The 14,912-nt window shown below is 72.2% G+C and carries 17 protein-coding genes; 3 read left to right on the top strand and 14 right to left on the bottom strand.

All coding sequences use genetic code 11. The features are described 5' to 3' along the window. Positions 1–34 precede the first annotated feature (34 nt). Positions 35–1,234 carry a PucR family transcriptional regulator gene (locus ACH4RG_RS13945; protein ID WP_397916662.1) on the bottom strand — a complete coding sequence of 400 codons (1,200 nt, stop codon included), beginning with the start codon at positions 1,232–1,234 and terminating at the stop codon, positions 35–37. Positions 1,235–1,512: 278 nt separating this feature from the next. Between ACH4RG_RS13945 and ACH4RG_RS13940 the strand changes: the two genes are divergently transcribed. Further along, positions 1,513–2,172 carry a pirin family protein gene (locus tag ACH4RG_RS13940; RefSeq protein WP_398539541.1) on the top strand — a complete coding sequence of 220 codons (660 nt, stop codon included), beginning with the start codon at positions 1,513–1,515 and terminating at the stop codon, positions 2,170–2,172. A gap of 322 nt (positions 2,173–2,494) precedes the next feature. Next, complete coding sequence (locus ACH4RG_RS13935; RefSeq protein ID WP_397916660.1) at positions 2,495–3,214, top strand: SGNH/GDSL hydrolase family protein; 720 nt, start codon at positions 2,495–2,497, stop codon at positions 3,212–3,214. A 102-nt stretch (positions 3,215–3,316) separates the two neighbouring features. Here ACH4RG_RS13935 and ACH4RG_RS13930 read toward each other — a convergent pair whose 3' ends face one another. The 7 genes from ACH4RG_RS13930 to ACH4RG_RS13900 all read right to left on the bottom strand — a co-directional run bounded on the left by ACH4RG_RS13930 (position 3,317) and on the right by ACH4RG_RS13900 (position 8,187). Continuing rightward, entirely contained in the window at positions 3,317–4,030 is a 714-nt protein-coding gene (locus ACH4RG_RS13930; RefSeq protein ID WP_398539540.1) for a DinB family protein, read from the bottom strand. Between the two features lie 119 nt (positions 4,031–4,149). Beyond that, the gene (locus ACH4RG_RS13925; RefSeq protein ID WP_398160790.1) at positions 4,150–4,566 is read right to left on the bottom strand and encodes a hypothetical protein; all 417 of its coding nucleotides are present in this window, start codon (positions 4,564–4,566) and stop codon (positions 4,150–4,152) included. A 40-nt stretch (positions 4,567–4,606) separates the two neighbouring features. After that, positions 4,607–5,110, bottom strand: a complete 504-nt coding sequence (locus tag ACH4RG_RS13920) for a GNAT family N-acetyltransferase (protein ID WP_398539539.1) — start codon at positions 5,108–5,110, stop codon at positions 4,607–4,609. Positions 5,111–5,140: 30 nt separating this feature from the next. After that, a complete protein-coding gene (locus ACH4RG_RS13915; RefSeq protein WP_398539538.1) occupies positions 5,141–6,562 on the bottom strand; it encodes an MFS transporter in 1,422 nt (473 codons plus the stop codon). 147 nt (positions 6,563–6,709) lie between these two features. Beyond that, positions 6,710–6,988: a hypothetical protein gene (locus tag ACH4RG_RS13910; protein WP_398539537.1), complete on the bottom strand. Its 279-nt coding sequence runs from the start codon at positions 6,986–6,988 to the stop codon at positions 6,710–6,712. A 121-nt stretch (positions 6,989–7,109) separates the two neighbouring features. Next, the gene (locus tag ACH4RG_RS13905; RefSeq protein ID WP_398539536.1) at positions 7,110–7,379 is read right to left on the bottom strand and encodes a DUF397 domain-containing protein; all 270 of its coding nucleotides are present in this window, start codon (positions 7,377–7,379) and stop codon (positions 7,110–7,112) included. After that, positions 7,363–8,187: a helix-turn-helix domain-containing protein gene (locus ACH4RG_RS13900; protein ID WP_398539535.1), complete on the bottom strand. Its 825-nt coding sequence runs from the start codon at positions 8,185–8,187 to the stop codon at positions 7,363–7,365. Before ACH4RG_RS13900 ends, ACH4RG_RS13905 begins: the two co-directional genes overlap by 17 nt. 82 nt (positions 8,188–8,269) lie before the next feature. Here ACH4RG_RS13900 and ACH4RG_RS13895 point away from each other — a divergent pair, with 82 nt between their 5' ends. Next, complete coding sequence (locus ACH4RG_RS13895) at positions 8,270–8,743, top strand: ATP-binding protein (RefSeq protein WP_398539534.1); 474 nt, start codon at positions 8,270–8,272, stop codon at positions 8,741–8,743. Here the strand turns inward: ACH4RG_RS13895 and ACH4RG_RS13890 are convergent. From ACH4RG_RS13890 to ACH4RG_RS13865, 6 genes are all read right to left on the bottom strand, one after another. After that, the gene (locus tag ACH4RG_RS13890; protein WP_398539533.1) at positions 8,712–9,524 is read right to left on the bottom strand and encodes a serine hydrolase domain-containing protein; all 813 of its coding nucleotides are present in this window, start codon (positions 9,522–9,524) and stop codon (positions 8,712–8,714) included. The genes ACH4RG_RS13895 and ACH4RG_RS13890 overlap by 32 nt on opposite strands. Positions 9,525–9,632: 108 nt before the next feature. Further along, positions 9,633–10,844: a glycerate kinase gene (locus ACH4RG_RS13885; RefSeq protein ID WP_397932216.1), complete on the bottom strand. Its 1,212-nt coding sequence runs from the start codon at positions 10,842–10,844 to the stop codon at positions 9,633–9,635. Next, positions 10,841–12,274 carry an SLC13 family permease gene (locus ACH4RG_RS13880; RefSeq protein ID WP_397916649.1) on the bottom strand — a complete coding sequence of 478 codons (1,434 nt, stop codon included), beginning with the start codon at positions 12,272–12,274 and terminating at the stop codon, positions 10,841–10,843. The genes ACH4RG_RS13885 and ACH4RG_RS13880 overlap by 4 nt, the downstream gene beginning before the upstream one ends. Before the next feature lie 168 nt (positions 12,275–12,442). Then, positions 12,443–13,102, bottom strand: coding sequence for a response regulator transcription factor (locus tag ACH4RG_RS13875; RefSeq protein WP_018958322.1), 660 nt, complete (start codon positions 13,100–13,102; stop codon positions 12,443–12,445). Then, entirely contained in the window at positions 13,099–14,523 is a 1,425-nt protein-coding gene (locus ACH4RG_RS13870) for an ATP-binding protein (protein WP_397916648.1), read from the bottom strand. Before ACH4RG_RS13870 ends, ACH4RG_RS13875 begins: the two co-directional genes overlap by 4 nt. Continuing rightward, positions 14,513–14,806, bottom strand: coding sequence for a small hydrophilic protein (locus tag ACH4RG_RS13865; protein WP_397916647.1), 294 nt, complete (start codon positions 14,804–14,806; stop codon positions 14,513–14,515). Before ACH4RG_RS13865 ends, ACH4RG_RS13870 begins: the two co-directional genes overlap by 11 nt. Between the last annotated feature and the right edge of the window lie 106 nt (positions 14,807–14,912).

The raw sequence follows: 14,912 nt of genomic DNA, 5'->3' as shown, positions 1-14,912 counted from the left end.
ACCGTCGGGGGAATTGTTGAAGTCCAACAAAAGTCTAGGACTGAGGATCCGCTGCGGCCAAGCGCCCCAGGATCAGGGCGATCCGCAGCGTGAACGCGGAGCGCACATCGGAAGGGGACCATCCGGTGACGTCGGTCACACGTCGCAGCCGGTAGCGCACGGTGTTGGGGTGCACGAAGAGCATCCGGGCGGCGCCTTCGAGGCTGCTCGCCTGTTCCAGATAGACGCTGAGCGTTTCCAGCAGCGCCGATCCGGCCTCTTCCAGTGGTCTGTAGATCTCCTCCACCAACTGGTCCCGCGCGGCCGGGTCTCCGGCCATCGCCCGCTCCGGAAGGAGATCGTCCGCCAGAACCGGCCGGGGCGCGTCCTGCCATGCCAGGCAGGCCTTCAGTCCGGCCGCCGCCGCCTGCGCGGACCGGGTCGCCGCCAGCAGGTCCGGCACCACGGGACCCGCGACGACCGGCCCGGCGGCGTACGGCCCGATCAGACCCTTCGCGACCTGGAGCGGGTTGTCGCTGCCGCCGGCGATGACGACGAGGCGGTTGCCCAGGACGCCGGTGAGGACCTGGAGCTTGGCGTGCCGGGCGGCGCGCCGGATCGCCTCCACGGTCAGCTCGCTGTCCCCGTCGGGCGCGGTGCCGAGGATCACGCACACGTGCTCGGGCGAGTTCCAGCCGAGCGCGGAGGCCCGGGACACGGCCCCCTCGTCGGCCTCGCCGGAGAGCACCGCGTTCACCACGAGGGATTCCAGCCGGGCGTCCCAGGCGCCCCGGGCCTCCGCGGCCTGGGCGTAGACCTGGGCGGTGGCGAAGGCGATCTCGCGCGCGTAGACGAGGAGCGCCTCCCGCAGCAGCGACTCGTCGCCCGGGGCGGCCACCTCCTCGATCGCGGTCTCCATGACCTCGATCGTGGTGCGCACCATCTCCACGGTCTGCCGCAGGGTGATGGCCCGGGTCAGTTCGCGCGGCGCGGTGCCGAACACATCGGTCGAGATGGCCTGCGGGGTCTCCGGATGCCGGAACCACTCGGTGAACGCGGCGATGCCGGCCTGGGCGACCAGGCCGATCCAGGACCGGTTCTCCGGAGGCATCGCCCGGTACCACGGCAGCGATTCGTCCATGCGGGCAATCGCGTTCGCGGCCAGCCGGCCGGAGGACTGCTCCAGCCGTTTCAGGGTCGCGGCGTGCAGGTGGGCGTCGTGGGCGGGGGGCAGCTCAGGATCGGGTCGGGGCACGAGGACAAGACTGCCTTATCCGGCCGGGGGATCGGTGGGCCGGGGCGATGGTGCCCCGTACCGGCGGGTAGACGAACACCTGACGCAACCGTTCCGCTCCGGCGGCCGTACGGCGGGTGTGGCGGTTCCGCCGCCCCGGCCGTACGGCGGGCACGCCCGGTCCCTTTCCCGAGGCCGCATGCCGCCGCGCCCGGTCCCGTTCCCGAGGCCGTATGCCGCCGCGCCACCGTCCCGCTCCCGCGGCCCTGCGGCGGGCGCGGCCGGGCTACCGTGGCCGGGTGATTTCCGTGCACCGGTCCGATGACCGTTACCGGGGCGGGGACGAGGCCGCCGGGATCGTCACCCGGCACGCCCTCTCCTTCGGTCCCCACTACGACCCCGAGAACCTCCGCTTCGGCCCGATCCTGGCCTGCAACGAGGAGAGCCTCGCCCCGGGCGCGGGCTTCGAGGAACACCCGCACAGCCATACGGAGATCGTCACCTGGGTCGTCGAGGGCGAGCTGACCCACCGCGACTCGGCCGGCCACTCCACCGTCGTCCGCGCCGGGGACGTGGCCCATCTGCGTGCCGCCTCCGGGGTGCGCCACGTCGAACGCAACGACGGCACCGACCCGTTGACGTTCCTCCAGATGTGGCTGGCCCCCCTGGAGCCGGGCGGTGAACCCTCGTACACGGTCGTCCCCGGCATCGCCGACTCCACCCCGTACGCCATGCCCTGCGCGGGCGCGATGCTCCATGTCCGCCGCCTGGCCACGGGCGAGCGCACGGCGGTGCCGGACGCGGTGCGCGCCTACGTCCACGTGGTGCGCGGGCGGGTCGCCCTGGACGGCGAGGAGCTGGGCCCCGGCGACGCCGCCCGGATCACCGGAGCGGAGGGCGTGGAGGCGGTCGCGGTGGCGGGGGCGGTGGAGCTGTTGGTGTGGGAGCTGGCGGGGTGAGGTCTCGCGGAGGCGCTCGCGAAGGAGAGTGACGGCCCGGTCGGCGATCCCGCCGGAGCGCTCCCCGAGGGGGTTCCCTTTTCTTCAAGACCCCCCGGTCCCCGTCGTGGACGATCGGCGACATGAGACGCGCCAACCACGAACGCCCTGCCCGGGAGCTGCGGACCATACCCGTGCACCCTGTACCGGGATCACGAGCGAGACCTGTCGAAAGTGCCGCCCGGGGGCCGCAGGTGCTCCGGGCCTACGGCGCCGCGGCCGCGGCGGACGGCGGCACCTGCCCGGCCGCACGCGTCGGCACGCCCGGCCCGGCGGAAGCGCCGTGAGGACACGCATCGCGTGCCTCGGCGACAGCCTCACCCGCGCGCAGTTCAGCGTCGACTACCTGAACCTCCTCGGACGTCGCCACCCATCCGGTGACGTGCGGCTTGCCCGTTTCGGCGTCAACGGCGACTTCGCCCATAACCTCTTGCAGCGCATCGATGCCGTCGTCACGGACCCACCCGATGTGATCACCGTGTTGATCGGGACCAACGACGCCCGAGCGAGCCTTACCGGCTACCCCGTCGAGCAGGCCATGAAGCGGAAGAATCTCCCCGAACGCCCCTCGGCAGGCTGGTTCCAGCAGTGCCTGGGAGCAGTCGTCGCACGGCTGCGCGCGGAGACGGACGCGAGGATCGGCCTGCTGTCGCTACCGGTGCTCGGCCAACAACTCGACGGAGCGGCGGCGCAGGCATCGCGGGCGTACAGCCGCATGATCGGTGAGGTCGCCGCCGCCAACGAGGTGGCCTGCCTTCCGCTCCACGAACGCCAGGTCGAGGAAGTGCGCCGAGCGGACCCGCCGCCGGTCCCCTACCGGGAGGCGACGGCCGCAGCAACCGTCGGCGTCCTCGTCCAGCACGCGGTACTGCGTCGCAGCCTCGACACGATCTCGCGGCGGCGGGGTCTCGTGCTCACGACCGACCACATCCACCAGAACAGCCGCGGCGCCTCCCTCATCGCCGAGGTCATCGACGCCGGTCTGCTGACCCGGAGCGTGTAGCCGGTTCCGGTGCCCGGCCGGTCACCCGACGGGTCCAGGAGGTTCGGCGGACGCGGCGTCGGGCGGAGTCGCGACGGCGGACCATTGCGGCCCGGTCGTGTGTCACAGCGAGCGGCGGGCCCGCCAGAGGTCGCGGAGCAGGGCGATCTCGGCCATGTGGTGGATGAGTTCCAGATTGGCGTTGGCCAGCACGCCGATGTACGGGTCGTCGGGGTCGGAGCCGTACGGATACCGCGAGAGGCCGACCGTGTCGAGCTGCTCGTCGGTGAGCGCGGCGATGCTCGCTCGGTGCCGGTCGATGGTCTCCCAGAAGCGGTCCAGCGCCAGGGAGGCGGACGGCGTGAAGTCGACCAGGAGACGCGGGTCCTGCCGCTGTTCGCCGAAGGTCCACTCCCAGCGCCCCGCGAAGTCGGAGTGCAGGTGACCCAGCCGCCACGCGATGGTGGTGATCGGCACGACGTCGGGCTCCGGCTCACCGGTGAACGCGAGGACCTCCTCGACCCGTTCGGCGCTCACGCTCCAGTCCTCGGCGATCTTCGCGACGGACATGCCGCCCGCCGCCTGCCGCGCGACCTCCGCGTACTCGCTCGCCGGGATGTGCGGCGCCCCCTTGTCGATGACCCACGCGCCGGGACCGTACGCCCGGGGAGTCACCGCGTCCTCCCGGCGCCGGATCGACCAGCTGCCGGGGGCCGGTTCCCACAGGTACTCCTCGTCACCGAGGCCCTTCAGCCGGACCTGGGCCATCTCCCGCGCCTGGTCGAACTGCTCGATCAGGATGCTCAGCCGGTCGGTCCGTCGATCGTGGTCGTTCATACGGGGCTCCCTCGTCGGCGCGCCACGCGATCCACGGCGCACGGAGGGAAGTTAACGGCTCACCTCGCGGCGCGCGACCGAATTCCGGGGTGGGTCGGTGGCCCGCCGGGAACCGGAGGTCATGCCTCGGAGCGCTTCTCCCGCTTCTCCCGCTCGTCCGCGATTCGGTCCAGCTCGCGCATCGCCTGGGAGTGCCCGCTCATCCGCCGGCTCACATGGCCGGTCGTGAACAGCGCGGTGCCCACGAGCGATAGGGGAAGGGAGAGCCCCAGGACGAGCAGCGCCTCGGGCCAGTCGCGTTCGGCCTCGCAGTAATCGCCCTTCCACAACCCTTCGTTGGCCGTGCCACCCTCCGTGAACAGGCGCGCCGCGCACTCGTCGGTGTGGCCGTTGCGCGTTTCGACCTCGTAGTCCGTCAGGAGCAGAATCGCGCACCAGCCCCACAACAGCGCCGACAGGAGCAGCAGGCCGGTTCCGCAGTCGCGTATACGGGTGGACCGCTGCCGGAAATCGAGGTCGAACTCTCGTGATCGCATGGCGGAGGAATCTAGCAGCGTGGGACGGGGCCGATCCCCTTCAGGGCAACGTGCGGGTGAGCCAAGCCACTTCGCCGTTCTCCTCCATGGAAACGTGGTCCCGTTCGAACGCGAGCTTCTCCAGGACGCGGAGCGACGCGGTGTTCCACGTGGCGACGGTCGACCAGAGCCTTTTCCGCCCGGTCGCGACGGCGGCTTCGAGTACCACACCGGCCGCCTCGGTGGCGTAACCGTGCCCGTGGGCGCGTTGGAACAGCTCGTACGCGATCTCGGGCTCCTCCAGGGTGGAACGGCCGATGATCAGCCCGGCGTACCCGATGAAGTCGCCCTCCTCGCGGCGCTGGACGGGCAGCAGGGCGATCCCCGTGGTCTCCGTCGCGGCCAGCAGCTCCCCTATGGACGTCCGGATGCGCTCGACCGGGGGCTTCCCCTTGCCGCGTTCGGCGAGCAGGTCGCTGAACGCGGCGGCGTCCGACTCGGCCCACGGCCGCAGGATCAGCCGCTCGGTCTCCAGGTGGTAGGGCATGGTCTCGTAGGTCGACATGGGCCCACTCTGCCACTCTGTCTCGACCGGTCATCCGGGCCCGGGAACGTCCTTGCGTGCGCGGACGGCCAGGACGGCGACCAGCAGGGTCGGTACGAGCAGGAGCGAGAAGGTGATGGCGTAGCCCCCGAGCCGGCTGGTTCCGGCAGCCAGCCCGGCGTTGAGGACGGCGGTGGCGAACGCCAGGACGACGACCTGCCCGAGGTTCATGTTGGTCTGCATCGCACTGGTGGTGTGGCCCAGCCGGTCCTGTGCGCTGTGCGAGAGCGACAGCACCGTGACGCACGGATCGAGCATCCCCATCCCGACAGCCGCCAGCGGCATGGCCACCATGGCGAGCACCGGGGATACCCCGGAGAAGCTGCCCACGACGGCGAAGGCGACGGACGCCGCCATGATCAGGGCGCCGACCGTGACGAGCCGGTGCCGGGCGACGTCCTGGAGGAGTTTCCCCTGCGCCCAGGACGCGACTGCCCACAGAACGGCCGAGGCGGTGAACGCCACGCCGACCGTCACCGCCGCCACCCGCCGCTCGGTGATCAGCATCAGCGGCACCAGCGCCTCGACGGTGAAGTACGTGCCGGACGTCAGCCCGCGCAGCAGAACGGCGGTGGGCAGGCCCCGCGCACTGCGCCAGGTGCCCTGCGGCAGCAGACGGGGCGCGAAGACCACCAGGAGTACGACGCCGGCGACGACGAACAGCAGATGGCGCGCGTCCCACCCCGAGACGCCGTACTGGCCGAGCGCCGCGCCCAGGCTGAGCATCCCGGCGACCACCAGCGGCGGCCGGGAGGCGCGCTCCTCGGCGGGCGGGGCCTGGGTCTCATCGCCTTCGGGGGCCCTGCGGAGCACCGCCACCAGGGCGATCGCGGGCAGCGCCGTCAGCACGGCCAGGCCGTAGAAGACCGTCCGCCACGACCACACCTCGGCGACCACTCCGGCGACCGGCGGCCCGACCAGGGACGGGATGATCCAGCTCGCGCTCATCATCGCGAGCATCCTGGGCCGCAGATACTCCGGATACGACTGGCCGATGGCGGTCGTCACGGACACCGCCACCATCCCGGCCGCCAGACCGTCGACGAAGCGGCCGATCACCAACTGCCAGATCGAGACGCTGGACGCCGACACGAGCAGCGTCACCACGGAGAGGATCATGCCCAGGGCCAGCGGACGCCGGGCGCCGGCGCGGTCCGCCCAGTGCCCGCCCAGTACGCCGCCGAGCAGACTGGCAGCCACAAAGCTGCCCGCCACCAGGGGGAACAGCGACACCCCGTCCAGGTCCTCGGCGGCGGTCGGCAGCGTCGGCACCACGGCCAGCGCGGCGAAGCCGGTCAGGAACATCACCGTGGCGAAGGTCAGCGTGGCCGCCGCGTACGGTCGGGAGAAGATGCCCGGCAGAGTGTCGCCCGAGTCGCTCGGTGAAGGTCGGAGGGCCTGTTCCGCAGTCATGGACGTCCCGTTGACGTGGCTCGACACCCCGAGGCTTGGTCTGGACCACCCGGAGCCAGCGAGAAGCTATGTCACGGGCCGACCACCGGGCAATCTCTTTTTGGCGGCGGCTCACGACGTGAGGCAGGCAGCGGGCGGCTGTCCGGATCAGCGCCACTGAGGCGGGATGTTCGCCAACTGCCTCAGCAGATCCCAGTCGGACGGCCGCAGCTTCGGATCATGCCAAGGGGCTCCGGTGCCGACCCAGTAGCCACGCAGTTCACGGACCTGCGTCACGGTGTCGTCCCCGATGCCGGACTCGTTGTAGCAGCACGGGCAGATGACGTACCGAGGGACGCCGTACGCGTCGAACACGGGCTCGCCGTCGTCATGCCCGCAGATCCGGCAGGCAGTCTCGGTCCTGTCGTCTTCGTCCCGCGCGTTCATCTCGGTTCCCTGGTTCCCGTCCATTGCTTACCGCCCCCTGCAACAACGTATCGGCGCGACGCCGAGCAGGGCGGTACGGGGGCCAGTTGCCCGTACCGCCCTGCTCCCGGTCAAGGTCGTGTCAGCGCAGCCCGTCCACGAACGCCTGCCAGGCGTGGGCTCCGAGGACGATGGCGGGGCCGGTCGGGTTCTTGCTGTCGCGGACGGGGACGGACCCGCAGGGGGAGCCGTCGGCGACCTCGACGCAGCAGCCGCCGGTGTTGCCGCTGTACGAGGAGGTCCGCCAGGCCGCGCCGCCGGTCACGGTGCACTCGACGCACTCGCCGCCGGTGCTTCCGCTGTAGCTGGACTTACGCCACTCCGCGCTCTTCAGGTCAGGGCCGTGCTCCATAACGCTCCTCCATCACGCGGCTGATCCGCGCCACCGATTCCTCGACGGAGAGTGCGGTGGCCTGGAGGTGAGCGTATCGGAGCGAGGCCTCCCTGACCGTCTCCGGGTTGGCCGTCATATGGCCGGAGATGAGGTCCTCGGTGTAGATGACATCCGGGTCGTCCTCGAAGCGCATGCCCGTGAACGAGCCATCCAGGCTCGCGTGTTCACCGGCCTCGAACGGCAGCACCTGGATCCGCATCCACCGGTGCGCCGAGTAATCCAACAGCTTCTGGAGTTGGGCCCGCATCACCTCGTGCCCGCCGATCGGCCGGTACAGCACCGCCTCGTCCAGGATCGCCCAGGCCAGCGGCGGCTTCTCCCGCTCCAGGATGCGCTGGCGCTCCATTCGGGCGGCGAGCAGACCTTCCAGGCCGTCGGGCATGCCGGTGGCCAGGACCGCTCGCGCGTACTCCTCCGTCTGCAACAGCCCGTAGACCACCTGCGCCTGGTACGTCGAGATGTACGCGGCCTTCGCCTCCATGTCCGCGTACGGCTGGAACCACGTCGGCAACTGGCTCCGCAGCACCAGCCCCACCAGCCGTGAGAACGTCCCGTCCGTCCCCAGCGCCGCGTCCACGCGCTCCGAGAAGTCACGGGTGGGGATCTTCTTCGTCGTCTCGACCTGGCCGATCAGCGAGCCCGTGCAGAAGATGATGGTGCCCAACTGCGGCTGCGTCAGGCCCTGCGCCTCACGCTGGCGGCGCAACTCCCCGCCGTAGTAGGCGAGCGGGGAGGCGTCGGGATCGAGCGTCTGGATGTTGGCCACGAATGGACCTCCGGGTGCAACGCCTCGCGGCGTTCGTTTCGGTACGTAGCCGAGCGTAGCCATCACATCGCAGCCTGGTGACATGAATCACGTAGTTATCCCCCGGAGGAATCCCGGGGAGCCCGTCTACCGCGCCGACTTCGCCCTCGGCGAGCACTCCGCCCGGCATCTCCGCCGCATCCTGCGGCTCTACCTCAAGGGCTGGGAGCTGATGTTCCTCGCCGACGCCGCCGAACTGGCGCTCACCGAGCTGATCGCCAACGTCGTGCAGCACGTGCCCGACCGGCGCGGCAAGACCTTCATCTTCCGGCTGCCGCGCGGCGAGGGCGTCCGCGTCGAGGTGTCCGACAGCAGCCCCGCCGTGCCCCTCGCCATCACCGGCGATCCGCTGGACGACGGGGGGCGGGGGCTCGTCCTGGTCGATGCCGTCACCGACGAGTGGGGCATCATCAAGCGGTGGGACGGCAGCGGGAAGACCGTCTGGTTCGAGTGCCTGACGCCGCCGGAGAAGGGCGGCAGCCGGTTCAGGACAGCTCGGCCAGAACCGCGTCCGTGAACGGCGTCCACGCCTCCGCCGCCCACGGCCCGAAGGCCCGGTCCGTCAGCGCGACGCAGGCCGCGCCCGCCACCGGGTCGATCCACAGGAACGTGCCCGACTGGCCGAAGTGCCCGAAGGTCGCGGGGGAAGAGGAATTCCCCGTCCAGTGCGGGGACTTGGCGTCGCGGATCTCGAAGCCGAGGCCCCAGTCGTTCGGGTTCTGGTGGCCGTAGCCCGGCAGGACGCCCTTGAGGCCCGGATGGACGACGGTCTGGGCCTCCAGGACCGTACGCGGGTCGAGGAGGCGCGGGGCCTGTACCTCGGCGGCGAAGCGGACCAGGTCGGCCACGGTGGAGACGCCGTCGCGGGCGGGGGAGCCGTCGAGGGACGTGGACGTCATGGACAGCGGCTCCAGGACCGCCTGGCGCAGGTACTCCGCGAACGGGATGCCGGACGCCTTGGCGATGTGGTCGCCCAGCACCTCGAAGCCCGCGTTGGAGTACAGGCGGCGGTTGCCGGGCGGGGCCGTCACCCGGTGCTCGTCGAAGGCGAGGCCGCTGGTGTGGGCGAGGAGGTGGCGCACCGTGGAGCCCTCGGGCCCGGCCGGCTCGTCCAGCTCGACCGCCCCCTCCTCGTACGCCACCAGCGCCGCGTAGGCCGCGAGCGGCTTGGTGACCGAGGCGAGGGGGAAGCGGTGGTCGGCCGGCCCGTGCGTGCCGAGGACCGTGCCGTCCGCCCGCACGACGGCGGCCGCCGCCGTCGTGACCGGCCAGGTGTCGATGATGCGCAGGCTCTCCATGGCTCCGAGCCTAACGGCCGTGCCCGGCATCCCGTCCCCGGCCCCGGCCGAGCCGCCGGGACCGGGTAGCCCCGGCCCCCGGGTGCCGGCGGCCGGGGCGCGCGCCCGTCAGGCGGCCGCCAGCGGCGCGAGCCGGGTCCCCAGCGCCATGATCCGCATCGAGCGCTCCGCGGCGTCGGCCAGGAACTCGCCGCTCCGGCCGATCGCCTCCACCAGCGTCATCGGCGCGGGCAGGATCGAGCTGTACGCGTCCACGCCCACCGCCCGCACGTCCTGCGCGCCCGGCCCGATCGTCCCGGCCAGCACCAGGACCGGCACCCCTGCGGCATGGGCCCGCCGGGCGACCTCCGCCGGGATCTTCCCCCGTACGGTCTGGTGGTCGAGCGCCCCCTCCGCCGTGATCACGAAGTCCGCGCGGGCGAGGCGCGCGTCCAGGTCGAGACCGTCGAGCAGCACGTCGTAGCGGGGGAGCAGGCGCGCCCCCACGGCCGCGAGGCCGGCCCCGAGGCCACCGGACGCGCCCGTGCCGGGAGCCGTACGCAGATCGATCGCGACACCGGACCTCGGAGCCAGGTCCCGGGTGAGGACGTCGGCCAGCCGCTCCAGGCCGGCCGAGAGCAGCTCCACCTCCGCCGGGGTCGCCCCCTTCTGCGGCCCGAAGACCCGGGCCACCCCGCGCTTCCCGCACAGCACGTTGTACGGGTTGCAGGCCACGAGCAGTTCGGCGTCGGCCAGCCGGGGGTCCAGGCCGGACGGGTCGACGCGCTCCAACTCGTGCAACGCCCCGCCGCCCCTGCGCAGTTCACGGCCGTGCCGGTCGGTCAGCCGGGCCCCGAGCGCCTGGAGGGCGCCCGCGCCCCCGTCCGACGTACCGGAGTCGCCGCAGCCGACGAGGATGCGCCGGGCCCCCGCGTCCAGGGCCGCCCGGATCAGCTCGCCGACGCCGTACGTGGTGGTCGCGCCCGGGTGGCGCAGGCCCGGCGGCACCAGGGCGAGGCCCGCGACGGCGGCCATCTCCACGACGGCGGTCAGCGGACCGGGCCCGCCCAGCAGCGCGAAGTGCGAGGCGACCGGCTCGCCCACCGGGCCCGTCGCGGTGACCGGGACCAGCCGGCCGCCGCCCGCCAGGGCCAGCGCCTCCGCCGTGCCCTCGCCGCCGTCCACCAGCGGGATGAGGTCGAGATCGGCGTCGGGAATCACACGCCGTACGCCGACGGCGATGGCCTCGGCCACCCGGGCGGCCGAGAGGGACTCCTTGAAGCCGCTCGGGGCGATGGCGATGCGGTGGGTACGGAGGGTACGGAGGGTCGGGCGGGTCATGGCTGGGTCTCCAGGAGGACGGGCACGCCGAGCAACGGCCAGACGGCGAGGGCGAAAACGAGGACGAGGGCCGCGGTGAGCGGGGCGAGGAACGCGGACAGCCGCAGCAGGTCGCGCGGGGTGTAGGTCGGGGTGCCGGGCACGTCCGCGAAGAGCGCGACCGGCTTGGCCGATGAGGGCAGCGTGTGGCAGAAGCCGGCGGCGGCCGTGGAGGCCAGCGCCGCCGTGACCGGGTTGACCCCGGCACCGATCGCCGCCGCGATCACCAGCGGGACCAGCACGGAGGACCGGGCGGAGCGCGACTGGAGCGCCAGGTGGGCGGCCGTGCTGACGACGACCACGCCGGTCAGGAACACCCAGGGCGGCGTGGACGCCCCCAGGGGTATCCAGTCCATCAGCCAGTCGGCCGCGCCCGAGTCGGAGAGGGCGACACCCATCGCCATGGTGGCGGCCATGAACAGCAGCAGCGGCCAGGGAACCGTCTTCAGACCGTCCTTGAAGCGCACGGTCCCCAGCGCCGGAGAGGTCGCCACCAGCGCGCCGATGAGCGCGACCACGGCGGGCGACACCCCGTGCAGGGGCTCGCTGCACCACAGCAGGACGACCGTCGCCAGCAGGAGCAGGCACCGGGACTCCTCCGGGCTGAACGGCCCTTCGACGGCGGTCTCGGAGTGCTCCTGGATCTGCGCCGCCGTGATGGTGACCGGGCCCTTGCGGTCGGAGCGCCGGGTCGTCGTCAACAGCACCAGTTCGGCGGCGAGATGGGAGGAGACGACGGCCAGCGGCAGCCCGAGGACGAGCCACTGCACGAAGCTCAGCTGCTCCCCGGTCTGCTCCCACAGCACCCCGACGGTGATCAGGTGCGCCCCCGCGCCGATCAGGGTCGCGACGGCCGACAGGAGGATGACCGTGGGGAAGAGCAGCGCCAGCATCACCACGAGACGGCGGCGCTCGCGCAGGGCGGCGGCCAGCGCCAGGAACACCGGCAGCGCGAGGGCGGCGCGCCCCGACGTGGCCGGCACGGCGAACGCGGTCACGACCAGCCCGGCCGTGGTCAGGTGCACCAGCTGGCGCACGGTCCTGGCCCCGCCGACCAGGAAGACGGCGGCCCGGCCGGCCAGACCGGTCCGGGTCACGGCCGCCGCCAGGACGAAGGCGCAGATCAGCAGCCACACCGTCTCGTCGCCCAGGGTGGCGAACAGGGCCTCGCTGCTGATCACCCCCGTGACCGTCAGCGCCAGGCCCGCGCCGAGCGCGATGTAGGCGTCGTCCACCGGAGTGGCGATCCAGGCGGCGGTGGCCAGGGCGAAGACGGCGAGGGAGATCCGCCCGTCGACGCTGAGGCCGGGGGCGGCGCCGGGGACGGCGAGGAGAGCGCAGAGTCCGAGGACGGCACAGAGGCCGACGGTCTGCCGGAGTGGAAGAGGCACGCTGTACAGCCTCCGAAGGCGGGGTGAGCGCCTGATGAGTGTCCGGTGAAGGCCTTTTCATCAAGTTCGCCGGCGCTCCGAAGCCCGCAGCCCGAGGCATCCCGGGAACGCGGAAGGCCCCGCCCGCCAACGCGGGACAGGGCCTCCGGCCGGGGGCAGGCCCGGGGCTCAGGGCAGGCGGTAGCCCATGCCCCGGATCGTCTCCAGCCGCTCCGCGCCCAGCTTCCGGCGCAGCGCGCGCACATAGACGTCCACGATGTTGGATCCGGGGTCGAAGTCGTACCCCCACACATGGGACAGGATCTGCTCGCGCGACAGCACCTGGCCGGGGTGGCGCAGGAACATCTCCAGCAGCACGAACTCGCGTGCCGTCAGGTCCACGGTCTTCTCGCCCGCGCGGGCCCGGCGGGTCCGCAGGTCCAGAGCGAGGCTGCCGCTGCGCAACATGGTGACCTCGGGCGCGCGGGCGGCGGTGCGCTGCCGCAGTCGTACCCGGGCGAGCAGCTCCTCGAAGCGGAAAGGCTTCGTCATCCAGTCGTCGGCCCCGCCCTCCAGCCCGGCCACCGTGTCCCGCACGGAGTCGCGGGCGGTGAGCACGATGACCGGCAGCGTGACGCGCGCCTCGCGCATCTCCCGCAGCACGGTGAAGCCGTCCCGGCCGGGCAGGCCGATGTCGAGCACCATCAGGTCGAACCCGCCGGACAGCGCGTGGCTCAGCGCCAGGTCCCCGTCCTCGGCGACGACCGTGGTGAAGCCGTTGGCGCGCAGCCCCTTCTGGACGAACGAGGCGATGCGCTCCTCGTCCTCGGCGATCAGGATGCGGTTCATGTGGCGGTCTCCAGCGTGAGTACGAAGGTGGCTCCGCCGCCTTCGGTCCGGCGTAGTTCGACGCGGCCGTGGTGGCCCTCCGCGATGGCCTTGACGATGGCGAGGCCGAGCCCCGCGCCGCTCGTGCGGGTCCCGCGCCGGGACGTCCCCCGGCGGAACCGCTCGAAGATCACCTCGGCGTCCTCCGGCGGAATCCCGGGCCCGTGGTCGGCGACGTACAGCTCGACGCGGTCCTCCTCGGCCCGCGAGCCGATCCGGATGCGCTGGCCGGGCACGGTGTGCTGGACGGCGTTCTGCGCGAGCTGCACCATCGCCTGGGTCATCCGCTGCTCGTCCAGGCGCACTTCGAGGTCCGCGACGCCGTCGAGCTGCCACTCCCGGTCGCCGAGGGTCCGCACCTTCACGTACACGTCGGCGGTCAGCTCCGCGAGCTGAACGGGTTCGGGGCGTACGAAGTCGGGGCGCTCGGCCCCCGCGAGCAGGAGCAGGTCCTCGACGATGCGGCTCATCCGGTCCAGCTCGTCCGTGACCAGCCGCACCGTCTCCTCCCGGTCCGCCGGGTCGTCGCCCATCAGCTCCAGGTGGCCCCGGACGATGGTGATGGGGGTGCGCAGCTCGTGCCCGGCGTCGTCGACGAAGACCCGCTGCGCGGCGAACGCCCGCTCAAGACGGTCGAGCATCGCGTTGAACGTCTCGGCGAGGGCCGCGATGTCGTCCCGGCCCTCCACGGGTATGCGCCGGGTGAGGTCCTGCTCGGTCAGCTCCGCCGCCGTCTGCCGGACGATCCGGACGGGCGCGAGGATGCGTCCGGCGACGGCCCAGCCGATCCCGGTCGTCATCAGCAGCGCCACACCGGACAGGGCGAGCAGCGTCCAGAACGTCTTGTCGGCGACGGCCCGTTCGCGCTCCGGGTGGAAGGCGACGACGAACGCGCCGGGCTGCTTGCCCGCGGACGGCCCGATGACGACCTTGGCCCAGCGCACCTCGCCCTGCGGGCGCTCCAGGGTCCCGAAGGAGTCCTTGGAGGCGTGGATCCGGTCGATCGCGGCGCGGTCCCGCCACAGGGCGGTGTCCGGGGGCAGTTCGCGGCGCTGGCGGATGACGAGGGGGCGGTCGCCGGGCGGACCGGACAGGCCCAGCAGCTCCTCGTCGGGGTCCGCGTACTGCCGTTGCAGATAGACGCGGAGCAGCTTCTCCGCGGTGTCGAACCGGCCGCCGGTGTCCGGGTCCACCCCCTGCGGCACGAAGTTCGCGAACTCGCCGGTCTCCTGGGTGAGCAGCTGGCTGATGCGGTGGTCCACGTCCCGCTGGAGGATCGAACGCACGGTGACGGCGACCGCGCCCAGCGCGACCGCCATCACGACCAGCAACCACAGCAGGATCCGTACGCGGGCGGAGATCCTCGGCAGGCTAACCGTCATCACCGAAGTCGTCGTCATCGTCGTCGTCGGCCGCCGAGGGGCCCGGAACGACGGAGCTGTCCGGTGTACGGGACGGAGTGGAGGAGCCGCTCGGCGTCGGGGCGCCGGTCGGCGACGTGACACCGCTCGGCGACGGTGTGCCGCGCGGGCTCTCCTCCAGTTGGACGGTGGGAGGCACCTTCGGCGCTTCCGAGGTGTCGGTCATGGCGTAGCTGGTGGCCGCTATGCCGAGGGGCACGGCGACGACGGCTGCCAGGGCCGCCAGACGAGGTGAGAAAGCCATGTATTCACCCTGACTGTCCCGAGCGGTACGAAGATGAAGCCAAGATGAACAATCCTTCATCTTCGATGCGCCTCCCGTCCATCTGTGGGAGCGCCCGCCCCGGGAG

This window comes from Streptomyces sp. NPDC021019 (assembly GCF_044333295.1).
Classification (GTDB): domain Bacteria; phylum Actinomycetota; class Actinomycetes; order Streptomycetales; family Streptomycetaceae; genus Streptomyces.
This window is presented reverse-complemented; position numbering and strand designations above follow the sequence as displayed.